This is a genomic window from Streptomyces sp. NPDC020742 (genome assembly GCF_040641675.1).
GTDB lineage: Bacteria > Actinomycetota > Actinomycetes > Streptomycetales > Streptomycetaceae > Streptomyces.
The window spans coordinates 17,885-34,545 of the sequence record NZ_JBFAEA010000043.1 but is presented as its reverse complement, the minus strand read 5'-3'; the positions used below and the strand labels follow the sequence as shown (position 1 = coordinate 34,545).

Below are 16,661 nucleotides of genomic sequence, written 5' to 3'. Positions count from 1 at the left end.
GTGACAAGGGTGTGGGGTTGGGGTTGTCCATCGTCCGCTCGGTGGTGCGGGCCCATGACGGGACCATCACCGCCGTACCCCGTGAGGGCGGCGGCCTGGACATGCGCGTCGTCCTCCCCCTCTGACCGCGTGACGGAGCACGGCGAGGGCGCTCGGCCCTCCTGATGCGCCCCCGCCGGCCCGCCGGTTGCGTAGGCATTGCGCCAAGGTCCCGCCGGGGCCGCGCCATGGGGCCCGCGGACGACGGGGGTTGACGGTGGGGTCTCGTACGGTGGGGAGCATGAGCGATCAGGCGTGGACGGGGGTCCGCGAGCGGGTGCAGGGGCTCGGCTCGGCGGTCGGCGTGGAGAGAGTATTCGGCTATTACGGGCACGGCTTCGCGCTGGCCGATCCGCTGACCGCGGAGGAACTGGCCGACCTGGAAGGCTGGTTGGGCGTACGGCTCCCCGAGGAGTACCGGGACTTCCTGCGCCAGGTGGGAGCGGGCGGCGCGGGCCCGGCCTATGGGGTCTTTCCGGTGCGCAGGGCGGCGGACGGGGGCTGGCAGTGGGTGGGCGACGGCGGTGATCTGACGGCCCCGGGGCGGCTGGCCGAGCCGTTTTCGACCACCGGGCCCGACGCAGCACGGTTCACCGCCCTGGAGGCGGAGCGGCCGTTGGAGGAGGACTTCTCCGACGAGGACGCCTACGACGAGGCGCAGGACGCCTGGTGGCAGCGGTGGGAGGCGCTGAGGTGGTCCGAGGACCGCACGGTCGGGGCGATCTGCCTGTGCCACACGGGCTGCGCCGAGCGCCGTTGGCTGGTGGTGAGCGGACCGGAGCGGGGCCGGGTGTGGGCGGACGCACGGTGTGACGACGTGGATCTGGAGCCGCTGCGGGTGGGGCCGGAGCGGGACGAGCCGGCGACGTTCGCGAGCTGGTACCTGGAGTGGCTGGCGGAGGCGGAGCGCACGGCCCTGCGAATGGCCCGGTGAGGGCGCGCTGAGGGCGTACCGGGGCGACCGGGGCGGGGCAGCCAGATGGAGCGGCCGGGGCAGAGCTGCCGGGCCGGGTCGCGGCAGACGGCCGGGACGGATCGCGGCAGACGGCCGGGTCGCGGCAGACGGCCGGGACGATCGCGGCAGGCGCCCCGCCGGTGGGACGGCGCGGGCGGGTCAGCGGGCCAGTCGGCCCAGCAGGGAGGAGGCCGCGGCGATGCCCAGGGCGGCGGCCAGGACGAGGACGGCGTAGTCCAGGGCCAGATGGGCGTGGGTGCCGAGCAACAGGCCGCGCAGCGCATCGACCTGGTAGCTGAGCGGGTTGATCCTGCTGACGGTCTGGAGCCAGCCGGGCATCACCGCCACCGGGTAGAGGGCGTTGGAGGCGAAGAACAGCGGCATGGTGATGGCCTGGCCGATGCCCATCAGGCGGTCGCGGGTCAGCACGATCCCGGCGATGGTCATCGACAGGCAGGAGAAGAAGGCCGAGCCGAGGACGACGGCGACGGCCACACCGAGCAGCCGCAGCGGGTTCCACGTCATGGCGACACCCAGCAGCGCGGCGATGGCGATCACGACCACGGCCTGGACCAGTGCCTTCACCCCGGCGGCAAAGGACTTGCCGGCGATCAGGGCGGCGCGTGGGGTGGGAGTGACCAGCAGTTTGGTGAGGATGCCGGCGTCCCGCTCCCAAATGATCATGATGCCGTAGAAGATCGCGATGAACATCGCCGACTGGGCGATGATCCCGGGTGCCAGGTAGTCGATGTACGGGATGCCACCGGTCGGGATGGCCTTGATCCGGGTGAAGGTCTCACCGAACACCAGCAGCCAGAGGGCGGGCTGGACGGCGCGGGTGTACAACTCGGTCCGGTCATGGCGCAGCTTCTGCAGCTCGACGGCGCACATCGCGACGACCCTGGCGGGCAGCACCCGCCAGCCGGTCCGGGCGCGCGGCGGAACCAGCAGCAGGTCCAGCCGGGTGGCGGCGCCGGCCCCGGCGGGGGCGTCAACCGACTCGGTGTGCGGTGCGGCGGGTGCTTCGGACATCGCGGAAGTCTCCTGACTGCTCGTCGAGACCGCTGCCGGCGACGTCCCGGAAGACGTCCTCCAGCGTCGGCGCGGCGTCCGCCGAGCGCGATGCGGAGGATCCGGTGGGACCGTCGGCAGGGCCGGCGAATCCGGCGGATCCGGTGAGTTGGGTCGGCCTGTTGGGCGCGGAGGGGCCGACGGGGCCGGTGAACGCAGCGGTCGCCGTGGGGCCGGGGGTGCCCGTCGGGACCGGTGCGCCGGGGGTGCCCGTCGGGACCGGTGCGGCGGGGGCAGCGGATGCGGCCGGGGCGGGTGCGGTACGGCGGCGGGCACGCAGATCGGCCTTGAGCGCCTGCGGAGTGCCGAGGGCGCGGATCCGGCCGTGGTGCATTAGCGCGACGCGATCGCAGTACTGGTCGGCCTCGTCCATGTAGTGCGTGGTCACCAGCACGGTCATACCGGTGGCGGCCCGTACGGCGTTGATGTGCTCCCAGACGCTGGTGCGGGCGATCGGGTCGAGGCCGATGGTGGGCTCGTCGAGCATCAGCAGACGCGGCGCGCTGACCAGCGCCTGGGCGAGTTCGAGCCGGCGGACCATACCGCCGGAGTAGGTCTTGGCGAGCCGTCCGGCCGCCTCCGTGAGGCCGACGGCGGCCAGCGCCTGGGCGACCCGCTCGGCCCGCTCACGGCGGGGGACGTCGAAGACCCGGGCGAACAGCGCGACGTTCTCCCGGCCGGTCAGCCCGGCGTCGGCGGAGAGCTGCTGCGGTACGTAGCCCAGCAGCCGGCGGACGGCCATCCGTTCCTTCGCCGCGTCGTGCCCGAAGACCCGCACCATCCCGGCCGGTACGGGCAGCAGCGTGGTGATGCAGCGGATCGCGGTGGTCTTGCCGGCGCCGTTCGGGCCGAGCAGCCCGAAGACCTCACCGGGGCGTACGCAGAGGTCCACGCCGTCCACGGCCCTGGTCTCGCCGAAGGCGTAGCGCAGGCCGCGGCAGGCCACGGCGTCGGGCACCGGTCCGTCCGTCGGAGCGGGGCCGCGCTCCAGGTCACCGGTCATGGGCCCTCCGTATCGGTGTGCAGGTTGTGGGCGAGCCGCCGCAGCGCGGGGAGGGCGGCGGCGAGGGCCACCTGGTCCGCCTCGGGCAGGCGTGCCACCTGCTCGCGCACCAGGGCGCTGCGGCGGACCTCCCAGTCGTGCAGCCGCGCCCGGGCCGCCGGGGTGGGGAACAGCAGGGCCGAGCGGCGGTCGTCGGGGGCGGTCTCCCGACGGAGGTAGCCGGCCCGGCTGAGCTGGTTGACGAGGGTGGAGACAGAGTTGCCCGCAAGGTAGAGCTCGTGCGCGGCGGCCGACACCCGTATGCCGGGGCGGGCCGCGACCAGCCGCAGGAGCTCCACCTGCGCGCCGCGCAGCCGGGGGGTGGTCAGACCGGCCCGCAGCCGGCGCCGGATCAGCCGCGGGACCGCGGCCAGGACGTCGGCGAGCGAGTCGGGGAAGTCCCCTGGGGCCATGCTCCGATTTTAGCTCTGTGTGAGAGGTAGTGCCCGGGGAGCGCCTCTCGGAGCGGGCGTGCGGCCCAAGCCGGGCCCGGTCCCGGGCCCGGGTCAGGGGCGCGGAAGCCGGTTCCGGGTCCGGGTCAGGGGCGGTCCCGGGCCCCCCGGGTCAGGGGGCGGTCCGAGGTCCGGGGCAGAGGGCGTCACCGCCGTTGTCCACAGCCTCGGACGGCAGCCTTGACAGCCCTCCGCGGGAGGATGAGCCTGGTGCTTTCGGCCGTTGCCGGAAGTCGGGGGAATCCGGGGGAATCGGGGGACTCATGATGATGTACACCGCTGTGCGCACATCTGATGGGACGCGAACGGTACGTGGGGCGGGAAGGGCACGCGGGACGGGACGGGCGCGTGGGGCCGGACGGGCGGAAGGGGTGCACGGGGTCCGCACGGTTCGCGGGGCGCGCCGGAGCGCGGTGTCCGCGGCCGCGGCGGCGCTCGCGCTGTCCCTGTCGCTGGCGGCCTGTTCCTCGGACCGCGGCAGCGCCGACCGGGCGGGCGGCTCCGGTGCCCCGGCGGCCTCCTCACCGGCTGCGGCGGCCCCGTCCCCGACGCCGTCGGTCGCCCCGGACGCCTACCGTCATACGCTGACCGGTGCGCTCGGACCGCTCAACAGCGCGCTGCGCGCGGTCGACACGGCGCACGAGGGCAGTGCGCTGAACGAGGCACTGGAGGCCGCCGCCACCCGGGCCGACGCGGCCGCGGACACCCTGCACACCTCCCGTACACCGGACGAAGCCCTCGCGGGGAACGGTCAACTCGCCGCTGCCTTACGGTCATTGGGTCGGGACCTGCGCAGCGCCCGGGGAGGCGGCGGACGCTGCGCCACCTCACCGCGCGTCACCCTGGGCACGGCCGAGGGCCCGAAGAGCGTCCGGGCGGCCGGCCGCACCCTCACCGCGCTCGGCTACGACCCGGCGCTGCACCTGCCGCGCACCGAGCAGCCCCGGCACCGCCGGCTCGCCAACGGCGCCTTCCTCCGCGACGGCAGCCGGGCCGGGCTGGGGCGGCTGACGGTCAACAACGGCACCGGCTCGGACGCGGTGGTGACGCTCACCCACGGCAGCCGAACGGCGTTCTCCGTCTATGTGCGGCACGGCTCGCACACGACGATACCCAGCGTCAACAGCGGTTCCTACACGGTGTACTTCACCACCGGAGAGGACTGGGACGATGCGCGGAGTTCCTTCACCCGCGGGTGCAGCTTCGAGAAGTTCGACGACGAGGCGACCTTCCGGACCGTCCGGGTGGCCGGGGGCACGCAGTACACCGTGCTGACGTTCACCCTGAACAAGGTGCTCGGCGGCAATGCGACCACCAGTCAGGTGTCTCCGGACGAGTTCCCGTCGTAGCGGCCCGGGCGCGGTGTCCCCGCCCGCCGGGCAGGGAGTGCCGGCTGGGTATCGTGACCCCGCGTGGGAGACAGCTCATGGGGGACCCTGGCGATCGCGGTGGTGACCGGTGGCACGGCGGTGCTCGCCAGTTGGGTCACCAGCCGCGGCAGCACCCGGGCCGCGCGGATACAGGCCGAGACCACCGCCCGGGCCCAGCGCGCCGAGCGGCTGCGGGAGAGCCGGCGCGCGGCCTATCTGGATCTGATCGAACAGACCCACCGCATGGGCGAGTTGTTCTGGGAGATCTCCGCGGCGCTGCAGCTGCCGGACTCGGCGACGCGTACGGCCTCGCTCGACGCGCTGGTCGACCGGGAGGTCGCCGAGTACGTGCGGATCCGGCGGTGCGCCCGCGTGGTCGAGCTGGAGGGCCCGCCCTCGGTCGCCGCCGCGGCGCTCTCCCTCCAGCGGGCTACCCGCCCCTTCTACGTGGCCGTCCGCGCCGAACTGGCCGGTGACACCGACGGCCGCGCGGCCTTCGACGCCTCCTACAGACCGTTCTGGGCCACCCTGGAGCGCTTCGTGGTCGCGGCGCGCACTGCCCATCAGAGCGAGTGAGCCGCGGACGGCCGACGGCCCCGGCCCCGGCCGCGGACGGAGCCGGGTGCCGGGGCCAGGCCCTGCCGTCGAACCCCCGCCTGCCCTTCGCACGGACAGCACGACGTCGACGACGGGACTTCGGCAACAGGACTTCGACGCCGGGGCCTCGGCCGGCGCGAGGGCCGTTTACGGAAGGGGGAAGGGCAGGTTCATGTCCGTGAGCGTGTCGGGGCAGCCGCAGCTGCGCTCCTTGGGGAGCCGGCCGAGGGTCTCCAGTATCAGGGCGCGCAGCCGCTCGGTGTTCTGGGCGAAGACCCGGAAGACCTCCTCCTGGGAGACGCTCTGGCCCGTGTCGATGCCCGCGTCGTGGTCGGTGACCAGGGCCACCGCGGTGTAGCAGAGGGCGAGTTCACGGGCGAGTACCGCCTCGGGGTGCCCGGTCATGTTGACCAGCGACCAGCCCGCGGCGGCGTACCACTGGGACTCGGCCCGGGTGGAGAACCGCGGCCCCTGGATCACGACCATGGTGCCGCCGTCCGTCGCCTCGGTCCCGGTCGCGGCGGCCGCCTCCAGCACCGACTGGCGGCCGTGGGCGCAGTAGGGGTCGGCGAACGAGACGTGCACCGCGCCCTCTTCGTAGTAGGTCTGCGTCCGGCCGCTGGTGCGGTCCACCAGTTGGTCGGGGACGACGACCGCACCGGGGCCCAGCTCGGGGCGGAGCGAGCCGACCGCGCACGGGGCGAGGATCTGCCGGACGCCGAGGGAGCGCAGCGCCCAGAGGTTCGCCCGGTAGTTGATCCGGTGCGGCGGTACGGCGTGGCCGCTGCCGTGGCGCGGCAGGAACGCCACCCGCCGGCCGTCGATCTCGCTGAGGGTGAGGGCGTCGGACGGCGCGCCGTAGGGGGTGTCCACGGTGATGCGCTCGGCGTCGGCGAGGAGTTCATAGAAGCCGCTGCCGCCGATGACGGCGAGCTCGGCGACGGGGGTGGTCGGTCCGTTCGGGGATGCGGTGCTGGTCATGGGTCCTATCTCGTTCACGGTATGGCGGGTTGCGGGGTGAGGTCCAGGCCGGCCAGGTCGGTGCGGACCGGGTGGCCGTCGACGGCGGGGCCGCGGGGGTCGTCCGGGCGGCGGACCGCGAGGGTCTGCCAGCCGGCCGCCGCGGCGGCGTCCAGCTCGGCCCCCACGTCGCTGAGGAACAGTGTGGCCGCCGGCGGCACCCGCAGGGCGCGGCTGATCGTGCGGTAGGAGTCCGGCTCGCGTTTGGGGCCGGCGGTCGTCAGGTCGAAGTAGCCGTTGAGCAGGCCGGTCAGATCGCCGTGGTTGCTGTGCGCGAACCAGTTGCGCTGGGCGCTCGTCGAGCCGGAGGAGTAGATGTGGCAGGCGATGCCGGCGGCCCGCCATCGGGTGAGCGCCTCGGGGACCTCGTCGTAGACGTGGCCGTGCAGGGTGCCGTCGGCGTAGCCCACCGCCCAGATCTCGCCCTGCAGCGCCTTCAGGGGGGCCGCCTTGACGTCGGCGTCGGTCCAGGCGTGCAGGGCGGCGACCGCGCCCGCCTCGTCGAGGTCCGCTGCCCCGGTGGCCCGGCGGACGTCCTCGATCAGCTCCGTCCACCGGGGCTGGCCGCGGTGTGCGGCGAACCAGCCGGCGAAGCGTTCGCGCGCATACGGGAACAGCACCGCGTGGACGTGGTCGACGGAGCCGGTGGTGCCCTCGATGTCCAGGACGACGGCGCGGACGGGGTCGGGGCTCACCGGGCGGCCGCCCGGGGTCCACCGGCCACCAGCGCGTCGAGGGAGGGGAAGGAACGGGCGAGGGGGACGCCGGTGAAGTCGCCGACCCAGCCGTCCTCTTCCTCGAAGAAGCGGATGGCCGCGAAGTCGGGCCGGGCGCCCATGTCGAACCAGTGCCGGGTACCGGCCGGCACCGACAGCAGATCGCCCGCCTCGCAGACCGTGGCGAAGACCTGGCCGTCGAGGTGGAGGTAGAAGCAGCCGCGGCCGTGCGCGAAGAAGCGGACCTCGTTCTCGGCGTGCCGGTGCTCCTCCAGGAAGGTGGTGCGGGCCTTCTCGGCCTTGGCGGCCCATGCAGGGTCGGGGTCGGGGTGCAGCCGGGCCACGTCCACCACGCGGAAGCCACGGCGCTCGCACAGCTCGTCGACCTCGGTGCGGTAGCGGTCCAGCAGCGCGTCGCTGTCGTCGTCCGGGGCGACCGGCCCGCGGAGTGGCCAGTGGCTCAACTCAACGCCGTGGTCGGCGAGCGCCGCGGCGATGGTGTCTGCGTCGGTGGTGCGCAGCAGCACGGTGCGTGGCGCGTCGTCCGGCATCAGCTGGAGGAGCGTCATGCGGTCCTTCCTTCCCAAAGCGTGGTCCCCGGCGGGACCGTGGCGGGCCGGGCCGGCCAGGCGCCGGCGTCGAGCAACAGGAGCCGGCAGATCGCCTCCAGGCACTCCAGCCGGTTGCGTGCCTGCGCCAGATCCCGGCCCCAGACCGTGATGCCGTGGTCGGCGATGAGCAGCGCGGGCGGTGCCTCCGGCCGGTCCTGGAGATGGGCCGCCACCTCGGTGGCTATCCTCTCGACTTCCGTGTGATTGGGGAAGACGGGCACTTCAGTGGCGGACGGATCCGCCAGGCCCAGGCCCTTAAGCAGTTCGAAGTGGCGGAGCGGCAGCCCGGCCGACCCGCCGCCGGCCGTCTCGCGGGCCCAGCGGCCGGCCACCGCCGTCGCATGGGGCGGGTGGACGTGGATGACGGCACGGGCGTCGGTCGTGCGGTAGACCGCGGCGTGGATGGCGGTCTCGGCGGAGGGCCGGGGGCCTTCGGGGTCCACGGGCTGCGCGGTCGCGGCGTGCACGGCGACCATGTCGTGGGCGGTCAGCGCCCCCTTGTCCCGGCCGCTGGCGGTGATCAGCGCGGTGCCGCCGGCGTCGTCCGCGCGTACCGAGATGTTGCCGGAGGTGCCGGGCATCCAGGCGCGCTCGTAGAGGGACCGGGCCATCGCGGCGATGTCGGCGCCCAGCTGATGCTCGTCCACGGGGGCCGCGGGCGCCCCGCGCGGGCGGTCCACCCGGCTCTCGGAGACGATCGCGGTGATCAGGTCGGCCGGGGTGAGGTCGAAGGCGGGGTTGAAGGCGGCGGTCCCGGCCGGGGCGAGCGGGCCGCCGGCGAACTCGGTGACCTCCACGGCGCCGCGCTCCTCGATGGTGATGCCGGCACCGGTGGCCAGGGCCGGGTCCCGGGTGGACTCGGGCGCGATCACCAGGAACGGGACGGCGCTGCGGGCCGCGGCGACCGCGAGGCCGTAGGTGCCTATCTTGTTCGCCACATCGCCGTTGGCGGCTATCCGGTCGGCGCCCACCAGGACGCAGTCCACCCGGCCCGAGGCGAGCGCGAACGCGGCGGCCGAGTCGACGCACACCCGGTGCGGTACGCCCGCCTCGCGCAGCTCCCAGGCGGTCAGGCGGGCGCCCTGCAACAGCGGCCGGGTCTCGTCGACGAGGACCTCCGCCACCCGTCCCCGGTCGGCGAGTTCGAGGATCACGCCCAGGGCGGTGCCGATCGCGGCGGTGGCGAGCCGGCCGGTGTTGCAGTGGGTGAGCAGCCGCAGCGGGCGGTCGGGCAGCAGGTCGTCGAGGAGGTCCGCGGCGCGCCGCGCCATCGCGGCGTTCACCTCGGCGTCCTCGCGGAGCATCGCCAGGCCCTCGTCGAGGACCGCCCGGTGGCCCTCGGGGAGGCGGGTGAGCACCCGGTGGACGGCCCACTCCAGGTTGACCGCGGTCGGGCGGGCCGCCACCAGGCGCTGCGCGTCCGCCCGTACCGACGGCTCGTCGACGCCACCCCCGGGCTGTCGGTGCCGTAAGGCGGAGAGCGCTACGCCGAGCGCGCCCGTCAGCCCGATGGCGGGCGCGCCGCGGACGGCGAGGGTGGTGATGGCCTCGATGACCTCGTCCACCGTGCGCAGCCGCAGCTGCCGGTGGGTGTGCGGCAGGACGCGCTGATCGATGGTGACGATCGCGCCGTCCTCCCAGTGGAGAGAGGGCTGTTGGGCGTTCACATGGTCTCCAGGGGTGGGTGCCGTGTGCGTTCCTCGACGGCGGCGGCCGGGCCACCGAGGTGTGGGGCCCCCGACCCGAGCGGCGGGTCCCGAAGGGCGTTCCGGGGCCGCGGCGCCGGGTCGGAGCACCTGCCCCGGGTACCTGCCCGGCCGGTGCTCCGCCAACGCACGGGCGTGCGCACCCGACGGGACGGGAGCGGCCGGAGGGGCCGGAGCAGCCGACGGGACCGGAGCAGCCGGCGGTACGGGAACGGCCGACGGAACGGGAACGGCCGGCGCTACGGGAGCGGCCGGCGCTACGGGAGCGGCCGGCGCTACGGGAGCGGCCGACGTTACGGGAGCGGCCGGCGGCGAACTCCCGCGCCGTAGGGAGACGTTCGAGATCGGCCGCTCCCGACGGGCGACGGGGGCCGCTCCGGGCGTTCTGGGGGCGGGCCGCTCCGGGGTTCGGGGGGGGCCGGCCGTTCCAGGCTTCGGGGGCGAGCCGTTCCTGGCGTCGGGGGCGAGGTTCCTGGCAACGCGGGAGGAGACCCGTTCCGGGCCACGCGCAGGGAGGGCCGGCGGCGGCCACCCGCTGCGCCGCGGCCGGGGCGCCCTGCCCGGCAGCCTCGCGGCCGCGCCCTCGCCGCTTCGGGGCGACCTCCGCCGCCCCGGCCGGCCCGCGGCCGGAAGAGCGCAGCGCACCGGGACGGAATCCGCAACCCGGCGGGGACCGGAGCCCCGGCGGCCACCGCCGGCTGGGCCGTCCGGAGCAGGGCGGCTCCGCCGGGCCCGACCGGCGGCGCCACCCGATTGGCCCAATGTTCCGAGCCGTCCCCGCGGGACCGGAAGGCGCCGCCGCACGGCGGGAGCGCGCCCGCGGGTGTCCCACGGCCGGGATCGCACACCCGAGCTTCCGGCATAACGCGTGCTTACGATGATTCACCGGAAATGGTGCATACCCCTTCGGGAGGTCCTCATGGAACGCGGCCCCACCGTCCATCACTGCCCATTCGACTACGCCGAGGCCCTGGAGTTCGACCCCACCCTCAAGCGCCTGCTGACCGAGGAACCCGTCGCCCGCATCAAGCTGCCCTACGGGGAGGGCGAGGCCTGGCTGGTCACCCGGTACGAGGACGTCCGGACGGTGACCACGGACCGGCGGTTCAGCCGGCACGGCGTCGTCGGCCGGGACTTCCCGCGGATGACGCCCGAGCCGATCGTCCAGGACGAGGCGATCAATGTGATGGACCCGCCGGCCAGCAGCCGCCTGCGGAGCCTGGTCTCCAAGGCGTTCGCGCCGCGCCAGGTGGAGCGGATGCGGACCCGCACCCAGCACGTCGTGGAAGAGCTGCTGGACCGGATGGCCCAGCACGGCCCGCCGGCCGACCTGATGGAGGGCCTGGCGTCCCCGCTGCCGCTGACCACCATCTGCGAGGTCCTGGACATCCCCGAGTCGGAACGCGACCGACTGCGCGGGCACGCCCGGACGATGATGAACACCACGCTCGACAACAAGGACAACGCGGTGCGCGCCAAGGCCGATATGCGCGCGTACTTCACCGAGTTGACCGCCGAGCGGCGCCGCGCTCCGGGGGACGACCTGATCAGCGCGCTGGCCACGGCCCGGGACGGCGACGAGATCCTCAACGACCGGGAACTGACCGTGATGGCGATGGTCCTGCTCATCACCGGCCAGGACACCACCACCTACGAGATCGGCAACCTCACCTACACCCTGCTCACCCGGCCCGCCGAGCTGGCCATGGTGCGCGAGCGGCCCGAGATGCTGCCGCAGGCGATCCAGGAAATGCTGCGCGTCATTCCCTTCCGCAAAGGCGTCGGCATTCCCCGCGTGGCCACCGAGGACGTGGAGTTGAGTGGGGTGACGATCCGCGCCGGGGACATCGTGCATGTCTCCTACCTGACGGCGAACCGCGACCCGGAGAAGTTCGACCGGGCCGACGAACTGGACCTGGAGCGCGAGGGCCCCAGCCATATGACGTTCGGCTGGGGCGGGCACCACTGCCTGGGCGCACCGCTGGCCATCACGGAGTTGGAGACCGCGCTCGGCGCGCTGCTACGGCGCTTCCCGGATCTGCGACTGGCGAAGCCGGCCGATGAAGTGCCCTGGAACACCACGGCGATCTGGCGCTACCCGGTGGAGCTGCCGGTCTCCTGGTGACCCTGCGGAGCCGTCGGCGGCATGCGGACCGCCGCCGTACGGCTTACCGTTGTCCGGGTAGTTCGAACAGTTGACCCACCGGTTCGGGGAGAGTCCATTCTTCAAAGGCTGGCCCGCCGATTCGCATTCAGCGCAGGGGCTGCACGGGCGGACCACAGTCTGCAAGGAGTCGATCCCATGGCGGTTCTGTGCAAACCGGCGATAGCCGTCCCTGAATACATCATCACCCAGGACGACACTCTCGAACTCGCACGGCGGCTGCACAAGGATCATTCGCAGCTGAAACTGGTGCTCCGGCTGATCGAGCACACCGGCGTGCTCACCCGTCATCTGATCCAGCCGATCGACAAGGTCCTCAAGCACCCCGGACTCGACGCCCGCAGCGCGGTCTACGAGCAGGAGTCCAAGGCCCGCGTCCCCGCGGTCGTCCGCAAGGCGCTGGACCAGGCCGAGCTGGAGGCACGGCAGATCGACCTGATCATCTATGTCTCCTGCACCGGGTTCATGATGCCGGCGCTGACCGCATGGCTGATCAACACGCTGGGCTTCCGGTCGGAGACCCGACAGATCCCGATCGCCCAGCTCGGCTGTGCCGCGGGCGGCGCGGCGATCAACCGGGCACACGACTTCTGCCGGGCCTACCCCGACGCCAATGTGCTCATCGTCGCCTGCGAGTTCTGCTCGCTGTGCTACCAGCCCACCGACCTGGGCGTGGGTTCGCTGCTGTCCAACGGGCTGTTCGGTGACGCGATCGCGGCCGCCGTGGTCCGCAGCGAGGGCGGCACCGGCGTCCGGCTGGAGCGCAACGGCTCGTACCTCATCCCGCACACCGAGGACTGGATCTCCTACGCGGTGCGCTCCACCGGATTCCACTTCCTGCTCGACAAGCGGGTGCCGGGAACCATGGAGCCGCTCGCCCCGGCCCTCCGCGCGGTCGCGGACCAGCACCACTGGGACGCGGGCGAGCTGGACTTCTACCTCGTCCATGCGGGCGGGCCACGCATCCTGGACGACCTCAGCCGCTTCCTGGAGGTGCCGCCCGAGGCGTTCCGCTTCAGCCGGGCCACGCTGACCGAGTACGGCAACATCGCCAGCGCGGTGGTCCTCGACGCCCTTGGCCGGATGTTCGAGGAGGCCTCACCGCTCGACGGCCACCGCGGTCTGCTGGCCGGCTTCGGCCCGGGCATCACCGCGGAGATGTCCCTCGGCACCTGGACCTCGGCACCCACGGAATGAACTGGGCATTCATCGCAGATCACAGCATCTTGACAGCCGACCCGGCGCGATCTATGCAGGTGGTGGAGGCGGCTCACGCTCCGTACCGGCAGGTGAGAGGCGTGTGAGGCGCGGCCCCGGGCGTCCCCCGGGGCCCGCCGGGCCACTTCCCTGCGGCGGAGCGGGCCGCAAGGTGAGGAGCGGACCATGGCACGTGCAGTGGGTATTGACCTCGGTACGACGAACTCGGTGGTCAGTGTGCTGGAGGGCGGTGAGCCCACGGTCATCAGCAATGCCGAGGGTGCCCGGACCACCCCGTCGGTGGTCGGGTTCGCCAAGGGCGGCGATGTGCTGGTCGGCGAGATCGCCAAGCGGCAGGCGGTGACCAACGTCGAGCGCACCGCACGGTCGGTCAAGCGGCACATGGACGATCCGCAGTGGCGCTTCCCGGAGAGCGGCGACATCGACGGCAAGCGGTTCACCGCCCAGGAGATCTCCGCGCGGGTGCTGCAGAAGCTCAAGCGGGACGCCGAGCAGTACCTCGGCGAGGACGTCACCGACGCCGTCGTCACGGTCCCGGCGTACTTCAACGACGCCCAGCGCACCGCGACCAAGGAGGCCGGTGAGATCGCGGGCCTCAATGTCCTGCGGATCGTCAACGAGCCCACCGCCGCGGCCCTGGCCTACGGCCTGGACAAGGAGAACGACCAGACCATCCTGGTCTTCGACCTCGGCGGCGGCACCTTCGACGTCTCGCTCCTGGAGATCGGCGAGGGCGTGGTGGAGGTGAAGGCCACCAACGGTGACACCCACCTGGGCGGCGACGACTGGGACCAGCGGATCGTGGAGCATCTGACCACGCAGTTCAAGAACGCGTACGGCATCGACCTGTCCCAGGACAAGATGGCCACCCAGCGGCTGCGGGAGGCCGCCGAGAAGGCGAAGATCGAGCTGTCGTCGGCCACCGAGACCACGATCAACCTGCCCTACCTGAGCGCCTCCGCATCGGGCCCGCTGCACCTGGACGAGAAGCTCACCCGCTCGCAGTTCCAGCAGCTCACCTCGGACCTCCTGGAGCGCTGCAAGACCCCGTTCCACAACGCGGTCAAGGACGCGGGCATCAAGGTCGCGGACGTCAACCACGTCATCCTGGTCGGCGGCTCGACCCGGATGCCGGCGGTGACCGACCTGGTCAGGGAGCTGACCGGGAAGGACCCGCACAAGGGCGTCAACCCGGACGAGGTCGTCGCCATCGGCGCCACCCTGCAGGCCGGTGTCCTCAAGGGTGAGGTCAAGGACGTCCTGCTGCTGGACGTCACCCCGCTGTCCCTCGGCATCGAGACCAAGGGCGGCATCATGACCAAGCTGATCGAGCGCAACACCACGATCCCCACCAAGCGCTCGGAGATCTTCACCACCGCCGAGGACAACCAGCCCTCCGTGCAGATCCAGGTCTACCAGGGCGAGCGCGAGATCGCGGCGTACAACAAGAAGCTCGGGATGTTCCAGCTGACCGGTCTGCCACCGGCCCCGCGCGGCGTCCCGCAGATCGAGGTCTCCTTCGACATCGACGCCAACGGCATCATGCACGTCACCGCCAAGGACCTGGGCACCGGCAAGGAGCAGAAGATGACCGTCACCGGCGGCTCCTCGCTCCCCAAGGACGACATCGACCGGATGGTCCGCGAGGCCGAGCAGTACGCGGACGACGACCGGCGCCGCCGGGAGGCCGCCGAGACCCGCAACCAGGCCGAACAGCTCGTCTACCAGACCGAGAAGTTCCTCCAGGACAACGCGGACAAGATCCCCGGCGAGATCAGGACCGAGGTGGAGACCGCCGCCGCCGAGCTGAAGGAGAAGCTCAAGAACGCCTCGGAGAGCGGCGAGAACACCGCCGAGATCCGCGCCGCCAGCGAGAAGCTCGCGGCCGTCTCCCAGAAGCTGGGCCAGGCCATGTACGCCCAGACCCAGGGCGAGCAACCCACCGCCGGCGCCGCTGCGGGCACCGGCGGAGGCGGGCAGACCACGGCCGAGGGCTCGGACGCCGCCGATGACGTCGTCGACGCCGAGATCGTCGACGACGACAAGCGGGAGGGGGGCTCCCGATGAACCGCACCCCGCGCACCCCCGCCGCCGCACACCCGCGGCTGGCGCTGGTCGGCCGGGACCGGCAGACGACGGACGGCCCCGGCGTACCGCCCACCCGCCCCGGCCACGGCGAGGAGTACACCGGATCCGCCCCGGCCCCGCCGCACGGCGCCCGGGCCCCCGCCGGGCCGCCGGAGCCGGAGGCCGCGCTCCGCGCCGAACTGCACGAGCGCACCGCCGACCTCCAGCGGCTGAAGGCCGAGTACGACAACTACCGCAAGCGGGTGCACCGCGACCGCCAGGCCGTCGCCGAGATCGCCGTGGCCAATGTCCTGACCCGCCTGCTGCCCGTCCTCGACGCCCTCACCGAAGCCACCGACCGGGACGGGGTGACCGGCGGCTTCCGCCCGGTCGCCGACGCCCTGGAGACCGAACTGGGCGCCCTCGGCCTGCAGTCCGTGGCCGTGCCCGGCGCCCCCTTCGACCCCACCCTCCACAAGGCCGTCGGCTGCACCCGCTCCGACGCCGTCGCCGTCCCCGTCTGCTCCGCCGTCCTCCGCCAGGGATACCGCGTGGGCGACCAGCTGCTGCGCGCGGCGGAGGTGGTGGTCACGGTGCCGAGCGGCTGACGGCGGGTCCGGGGCCGTGGCCGGACCGGCTCCGTGGGGGTACCGCAGGGCGATTTGCGCCGGGCCAGGGGCGGTGTGCAACAGTGGGCCGTCCGTCGGCGCGGCGCCTCCCGTGCGCAGCCGCCGGACTCCCCCCAACACCAGACGGACGGCCTCCGGCCGCGCTGCGCCGCGCCCGGATCCGTGCGCCTGCCCTGTCCGCCCTTCCGTTCCGTCCCTTCCCCTGAGAGCGATGCAGGCAACGACACTCCTCCCCCGGACCGCCGACCTGTTCAGCCAGGGCCTGGAGCGCCAGGCCGGTTCCGCGTTGTTGCGCTTCGGCGCCGCGCGGCAACGCACGGCCGGCCGGATCAGCTGGACCGGCGACGGCGCCGCCGCCTGGCTCGACGACTCCCGCGGACACGTGTGGAGCGTCGGCGAGCCGGTCGCCGCCGCCGGACTCATCCTCCGCGCCGCGCAGGGGTCGCCCGGCCTGGTGCGGGAGTTCACCGGCCCCCGCGGCACCGACGCCCTCGTCGGCCGGCACCTCACGGCGACCGACCCCGTCGAGTGGGTCTTCCGCTGGACGCTGGCGGAGCCGCCCGTCCAGCGGGGCGAAGAGCGGGTGGTCGTCCTCGACGAGGGACACCACGACGAGCTGCTCGCCTTCCTCAACCGGCACAGCCCCGCCCACTCCACCGGCCCGGGCTCCAGCGACGTCAGCCTGTGGGCCGCCATCCGCGCTCCGGAGGGGCACCTGGTGGCCTGCGGCGCCATGAGCAGTCTGCGGGACAGCGGCGCTCCCCTGATGGCCTCCGTCGCCACGGACGCGGCGCAGCGTGGCCAGGGCCTGGGCGCGGCCCTCACCTCGTGGCTGACCCGGCACGCGGTCCGCCGGCACGGCTTCTGCACCCTGTGGCAGCTCGCCGACAACACCCCCGCCGAGCGGCTCTACACCCGCCTCGGCTTCCGCAACGAGGACCCCTGCGTCTCGGCCCGGCTGGCCACGTACTGACGCGCCGCGTTCGGCCCGGCTCGCCGCGTAC

16 protein-coding genes are annotated in these 16,661 nt (G+C 73.3%); 9 read left to right on the top strand and 7 right to left on the bottom strand.

Annotated features, from left to right (window positions below; all coding sequences use genetic code 11):
* On the top strand, positions 1–125 hold a 125-nt coding region (locus AB0G84_RS35285), incomplete at its 5' end, for an ATP-binding protein (RefSeq protein WP_361330480.1).
* A gap of 155 nt (positions 126–280) precedes the next feature.
* Positions 281–973: an SMI1/KNR4 family protein gene (locus tag AB0G84_RS35280; protein ID WP_361330475.1), complete on the top strand. Its 693-nt coding sequence runs from the start codon at positions 281–283 to the stop codon at positions 971–973.
* 180 nt (positions 974–1,153) lie between these two features.
* Here the strand turns inward: AB0G84_RS35280 and AB0G84_RS35275 are convergent, their stop codons facing one another.
* From AB0G84_RS35275 to AB0G84_RS35265, 3 genes are read right to left on the bottom strand one after another with little or no spacing between them, the layout of a single operon-like run.
* Positions 1,154–2,026 (bottom strand): ABC transporter permease, encoded by an 873-nt coding sequence (locus tag AB0G84_RS35275; protein ID WP_361330472.1) that lies wholly within the window; start codon positions 2,024–2,026, stop codon positions 1,154–1,156.
* The gene (locus AB0G84_RS35270) at positions 1,986–3,068 is read right to left on the bottom strand and encodes an ATP-binding cassette domain-containing protein (RefSeq protein WP_361330469.1); all 1,083 of its coding nucleotides are present in this window, start codon (positions 3,066–3,068) and stop codon (positions 1,986–1,988) included. The genes AB0G84_RS35275 and AB0G84_RS35270 overlap by 41 nt, the downstream gene beginning before the upstream one ends.
* On the bottom strand, positions 3,065–3,520 hold the full coding sequence (locus tag AB0G84_RS35265; RefSeq protein ID WP_361330466.1) for a MarR family winged helix-turn-helix transcriptional regulator: 456 nt from the start codon (positions 3,518–3,520) through the stop codon (positions 3,065–3,067). The genes AB0G84_RS35270 and AB0G84_RS35265 overlap by 4 nt, the downstream gene beginning before the upstream one ends.
* 452 nt (positions 3,521–3,972) lie before the next feature.
* Here AB0G84_RS35265 and AB0G84_RS35260 point away from each other — a divergent pair, with 452 nt between their 5' ends.
* Positions 3,973–4,908, top strand: coding sequence for a hypothetical protein (locus AB0G84_RS35260; protein WP_361330464.1), 936 nt, complete (start codon positions 3,973–3,975; stop codon positions 4,906–4,908).
* Between the two features lie 63 nt (positions 4,909–4,971).
* Positions 4,972–5,505: a hypothetical protein gene (locus tag AB0G84_RS35255; protein WP_361330461.1), complete on the top strand. Its 534-nt coding sequence runs from the start codon at positions 4,972–4,974 to the stop codon at positions 5,503–5,505.
* 168 nt (positions 5,506–5,673) lie between these two features.
* On the opposite strand, the gene AB0G84_RS35250 is transcribed toward AB0G84_RS35255, so the two are convergent.
* The 4 genes from AB0G84_RS35250 to mtnA are packed head-to-tail and all read right to left on the bottom strand — an operon-like array spanning position 5,674 to position 9,540.
* Positions 5,674–6,507: an S-methyl-5'-thioadenosine phosphorylase gene (locus tag AB0G84_RS35250; RefSeq protein WP_361330458.1), complete on the bottom strand. Its 834-nt coding sequence runs from the start codon at positions 6,505–6,507 to the stop codon at positions 5,674–5,676.
* Positions 6,508–6,521: 14 nt separating this feature from the next.
* Complete coding sequence (gene mtnC, locus AB0G84_RS35245; RefSeq protein ID WP_361330455.1) at positions 6,522–7,241, bottom strand: acireductone synthase; 720 nt, start codon at positions 7,239–7,241, stop codon at positions 6,522–6,524.
* A complete protein-coding gene (locus AB0G84_RS35240; protein ID WP_361330452.1) occupies positions 7,238–7,831 on the bottom strand; it encodes a cupin in 594 nt (197 codons plus the stop codon). The genes mtnC and AB0G84_RS35240 overlap by 4 nt, the downstream gene beginning before the upstream one ends.
* Positions 7,828–9,540: an S-methyl-5-thioribose-1-phosphate isomerase gene (gene mtnA, locus AB0G84_RS35235; RefSeq protein WP_361330449.1), complete on the bottom strand. Its 1,713-nt coding sequence runs from the start codon at positions 9,538–9,540 to the stop codon at positions 7,828–7,830. Before mtnA ends, AB0G84_RS35240 begins: the two co-directional genes overlap by 4 nt.
* A 958-nt stretch (positions 9,541–10,498) precedes the next feature.
* On the opposite strand from mtnA, the gene AB0G84_RS35230 reads away from it, so the two are divergent.
* From AB0G84_RS35230 to AB0G84_RS35210, 5 genes are all read left to right on the top strand, one after another.
* Positions 10,499–11,704, top strand: coding sequence for a cytochrome P450 (locus tag AB0G84_RS35230; RefSeq protein WP_361330446.1), 1,206 nt, complete (start codon positions 10,499–10,501; stop codon positions 11,702–11,704).
* Between the two features lie 177 nt (positions 11,705–11,881).
* Entirely contained in the window at positions 11,882–12,940 is a 1,059-nt protein-coding gene (locus AB0G84_RS35225) for a type III polyketide synthase (protein ID WP_361330444.1), read from the top strand.
* 186 nt (positions 12,941–13,126) lie between these two features.
* Entirely contained in the window at positions 13,127–15,028 is a 1,902-nt protein-coding gene (gene dnaK / locus AB0G84_RS35220; RefSeq protein ID WP_361330441.1) for a molecular chaperone DnaK, read from the top strand.
* Positions 15,025–15,636 (top strand): nucleotide exchange factor GrpE, encoded by a 612-nt coding sequence (gene grpE / locus AB0G84_RS35215; protein WP_361330439.1) that lies wholly within the window; start codon positions 15,025–15,027, stop codon positions 15,634–15,636. The genes dnaK and grpE overlap by 4 nt, the downstream gene beginning before the upstream one ends.
* A 232-nt stretch (positions 15,637–15,868) precedes the next feature.
* The gene (locus tag AB0G84_RS35210; protein ID WP_361330436.1) at positions 15,869–16,630 is read left to right on the top strand and encodes a GNAT family N-acetyltransferase; all 762 of its coding nucleotides are present in this window, start codon (positions 15,869–15,871) and stop codon (positions 16,628–16,630) included.
* The last annotated feature ends 31 nt before the right edge of the window (positions 16,631–16,661 follow it).

Excerpts from the sequence above, each read along its gene's own strand:
- AB0G84_RS35280 (WP_361330475.1), top strand. The coding sequence starts at position 281 with ATGAGCGATCAGGCGTGGACGGGGGTCCGCGAGCGGGTGCAGGGGCTC.
- AB0G84_RS35275 (WP_361330472.1), bottom strand. The coding sequence starts at position 2,026 with ATGTCCGAAGCACCCGCCGCACCGCACACCGAGTCGGTTGACGCCCCC.
- AB0G84_RS35270 (WP_361330469.1), bottom strand. The coding sequence starts at position 3,068 with ATGACCGGTGACCTGGAGCGCGGCCCCGCTCCGACGGACGGACCGGTG.
- AB0G84_RS35265 (WP_361330466.1), bottom strand. The coding sequence starts at position 3,520 with ATGGCCCCAGGGGACTTCCCCGACTCGCTCGCCGACGTCCTGGCCGCG.
- AB0G84_RS35250 (WP_361330458.1), bottom strand. The coding sequence starts at position 6,507 with ATGACCAGCACCGCATCCCCGAACGGACCGACCACCCCCGTCGCCGAG.
- AB0G84_RS35240 (WP_361330452.1), bottom strand. The coding sequence starts at position 7,831 with ATGACGCTCCTCCAGCTGATGCCGGACGACGCGCCACGCACCGTGCTG.
- AB0G84_RS35230 (WP_361330446.1), top strand. The coding sequence starts at position 10,499 with ATGGAACGCGGCCCCACCGTCCATCACTGCCCATTCGACTACGCCGAG.
- AB0G84_RS35225 (WP_361330444.1), top strand. The coding sequence starts at position 11,882 with ATGGCGGTTCTGTGCAAACCGGCGATAGCCGTCCCTGAATACATCATC.
- dnaK (WP_361330441.1), top strand. The coding sequence starts at position 13,127 with ATGGCACGTGCAGTGGGTATTGACCTCGGTACGACGAACTCGGTGGTC.
- grpE (WP_361330439.1), top strand. The coding sequence starts at position 15,025 with ATGAACCGCACCCCGCGCACCCCCGCCGCCGCACACCCGCGGCTGGCG.
- AB0G84_RS35210 (WP_361330436.1), top strand. The coding sequence starts at position 15,869 with ATGCAGGCAACGACACTCCTCCCCCGGACCGCCGACCTGTTCAGCCAG.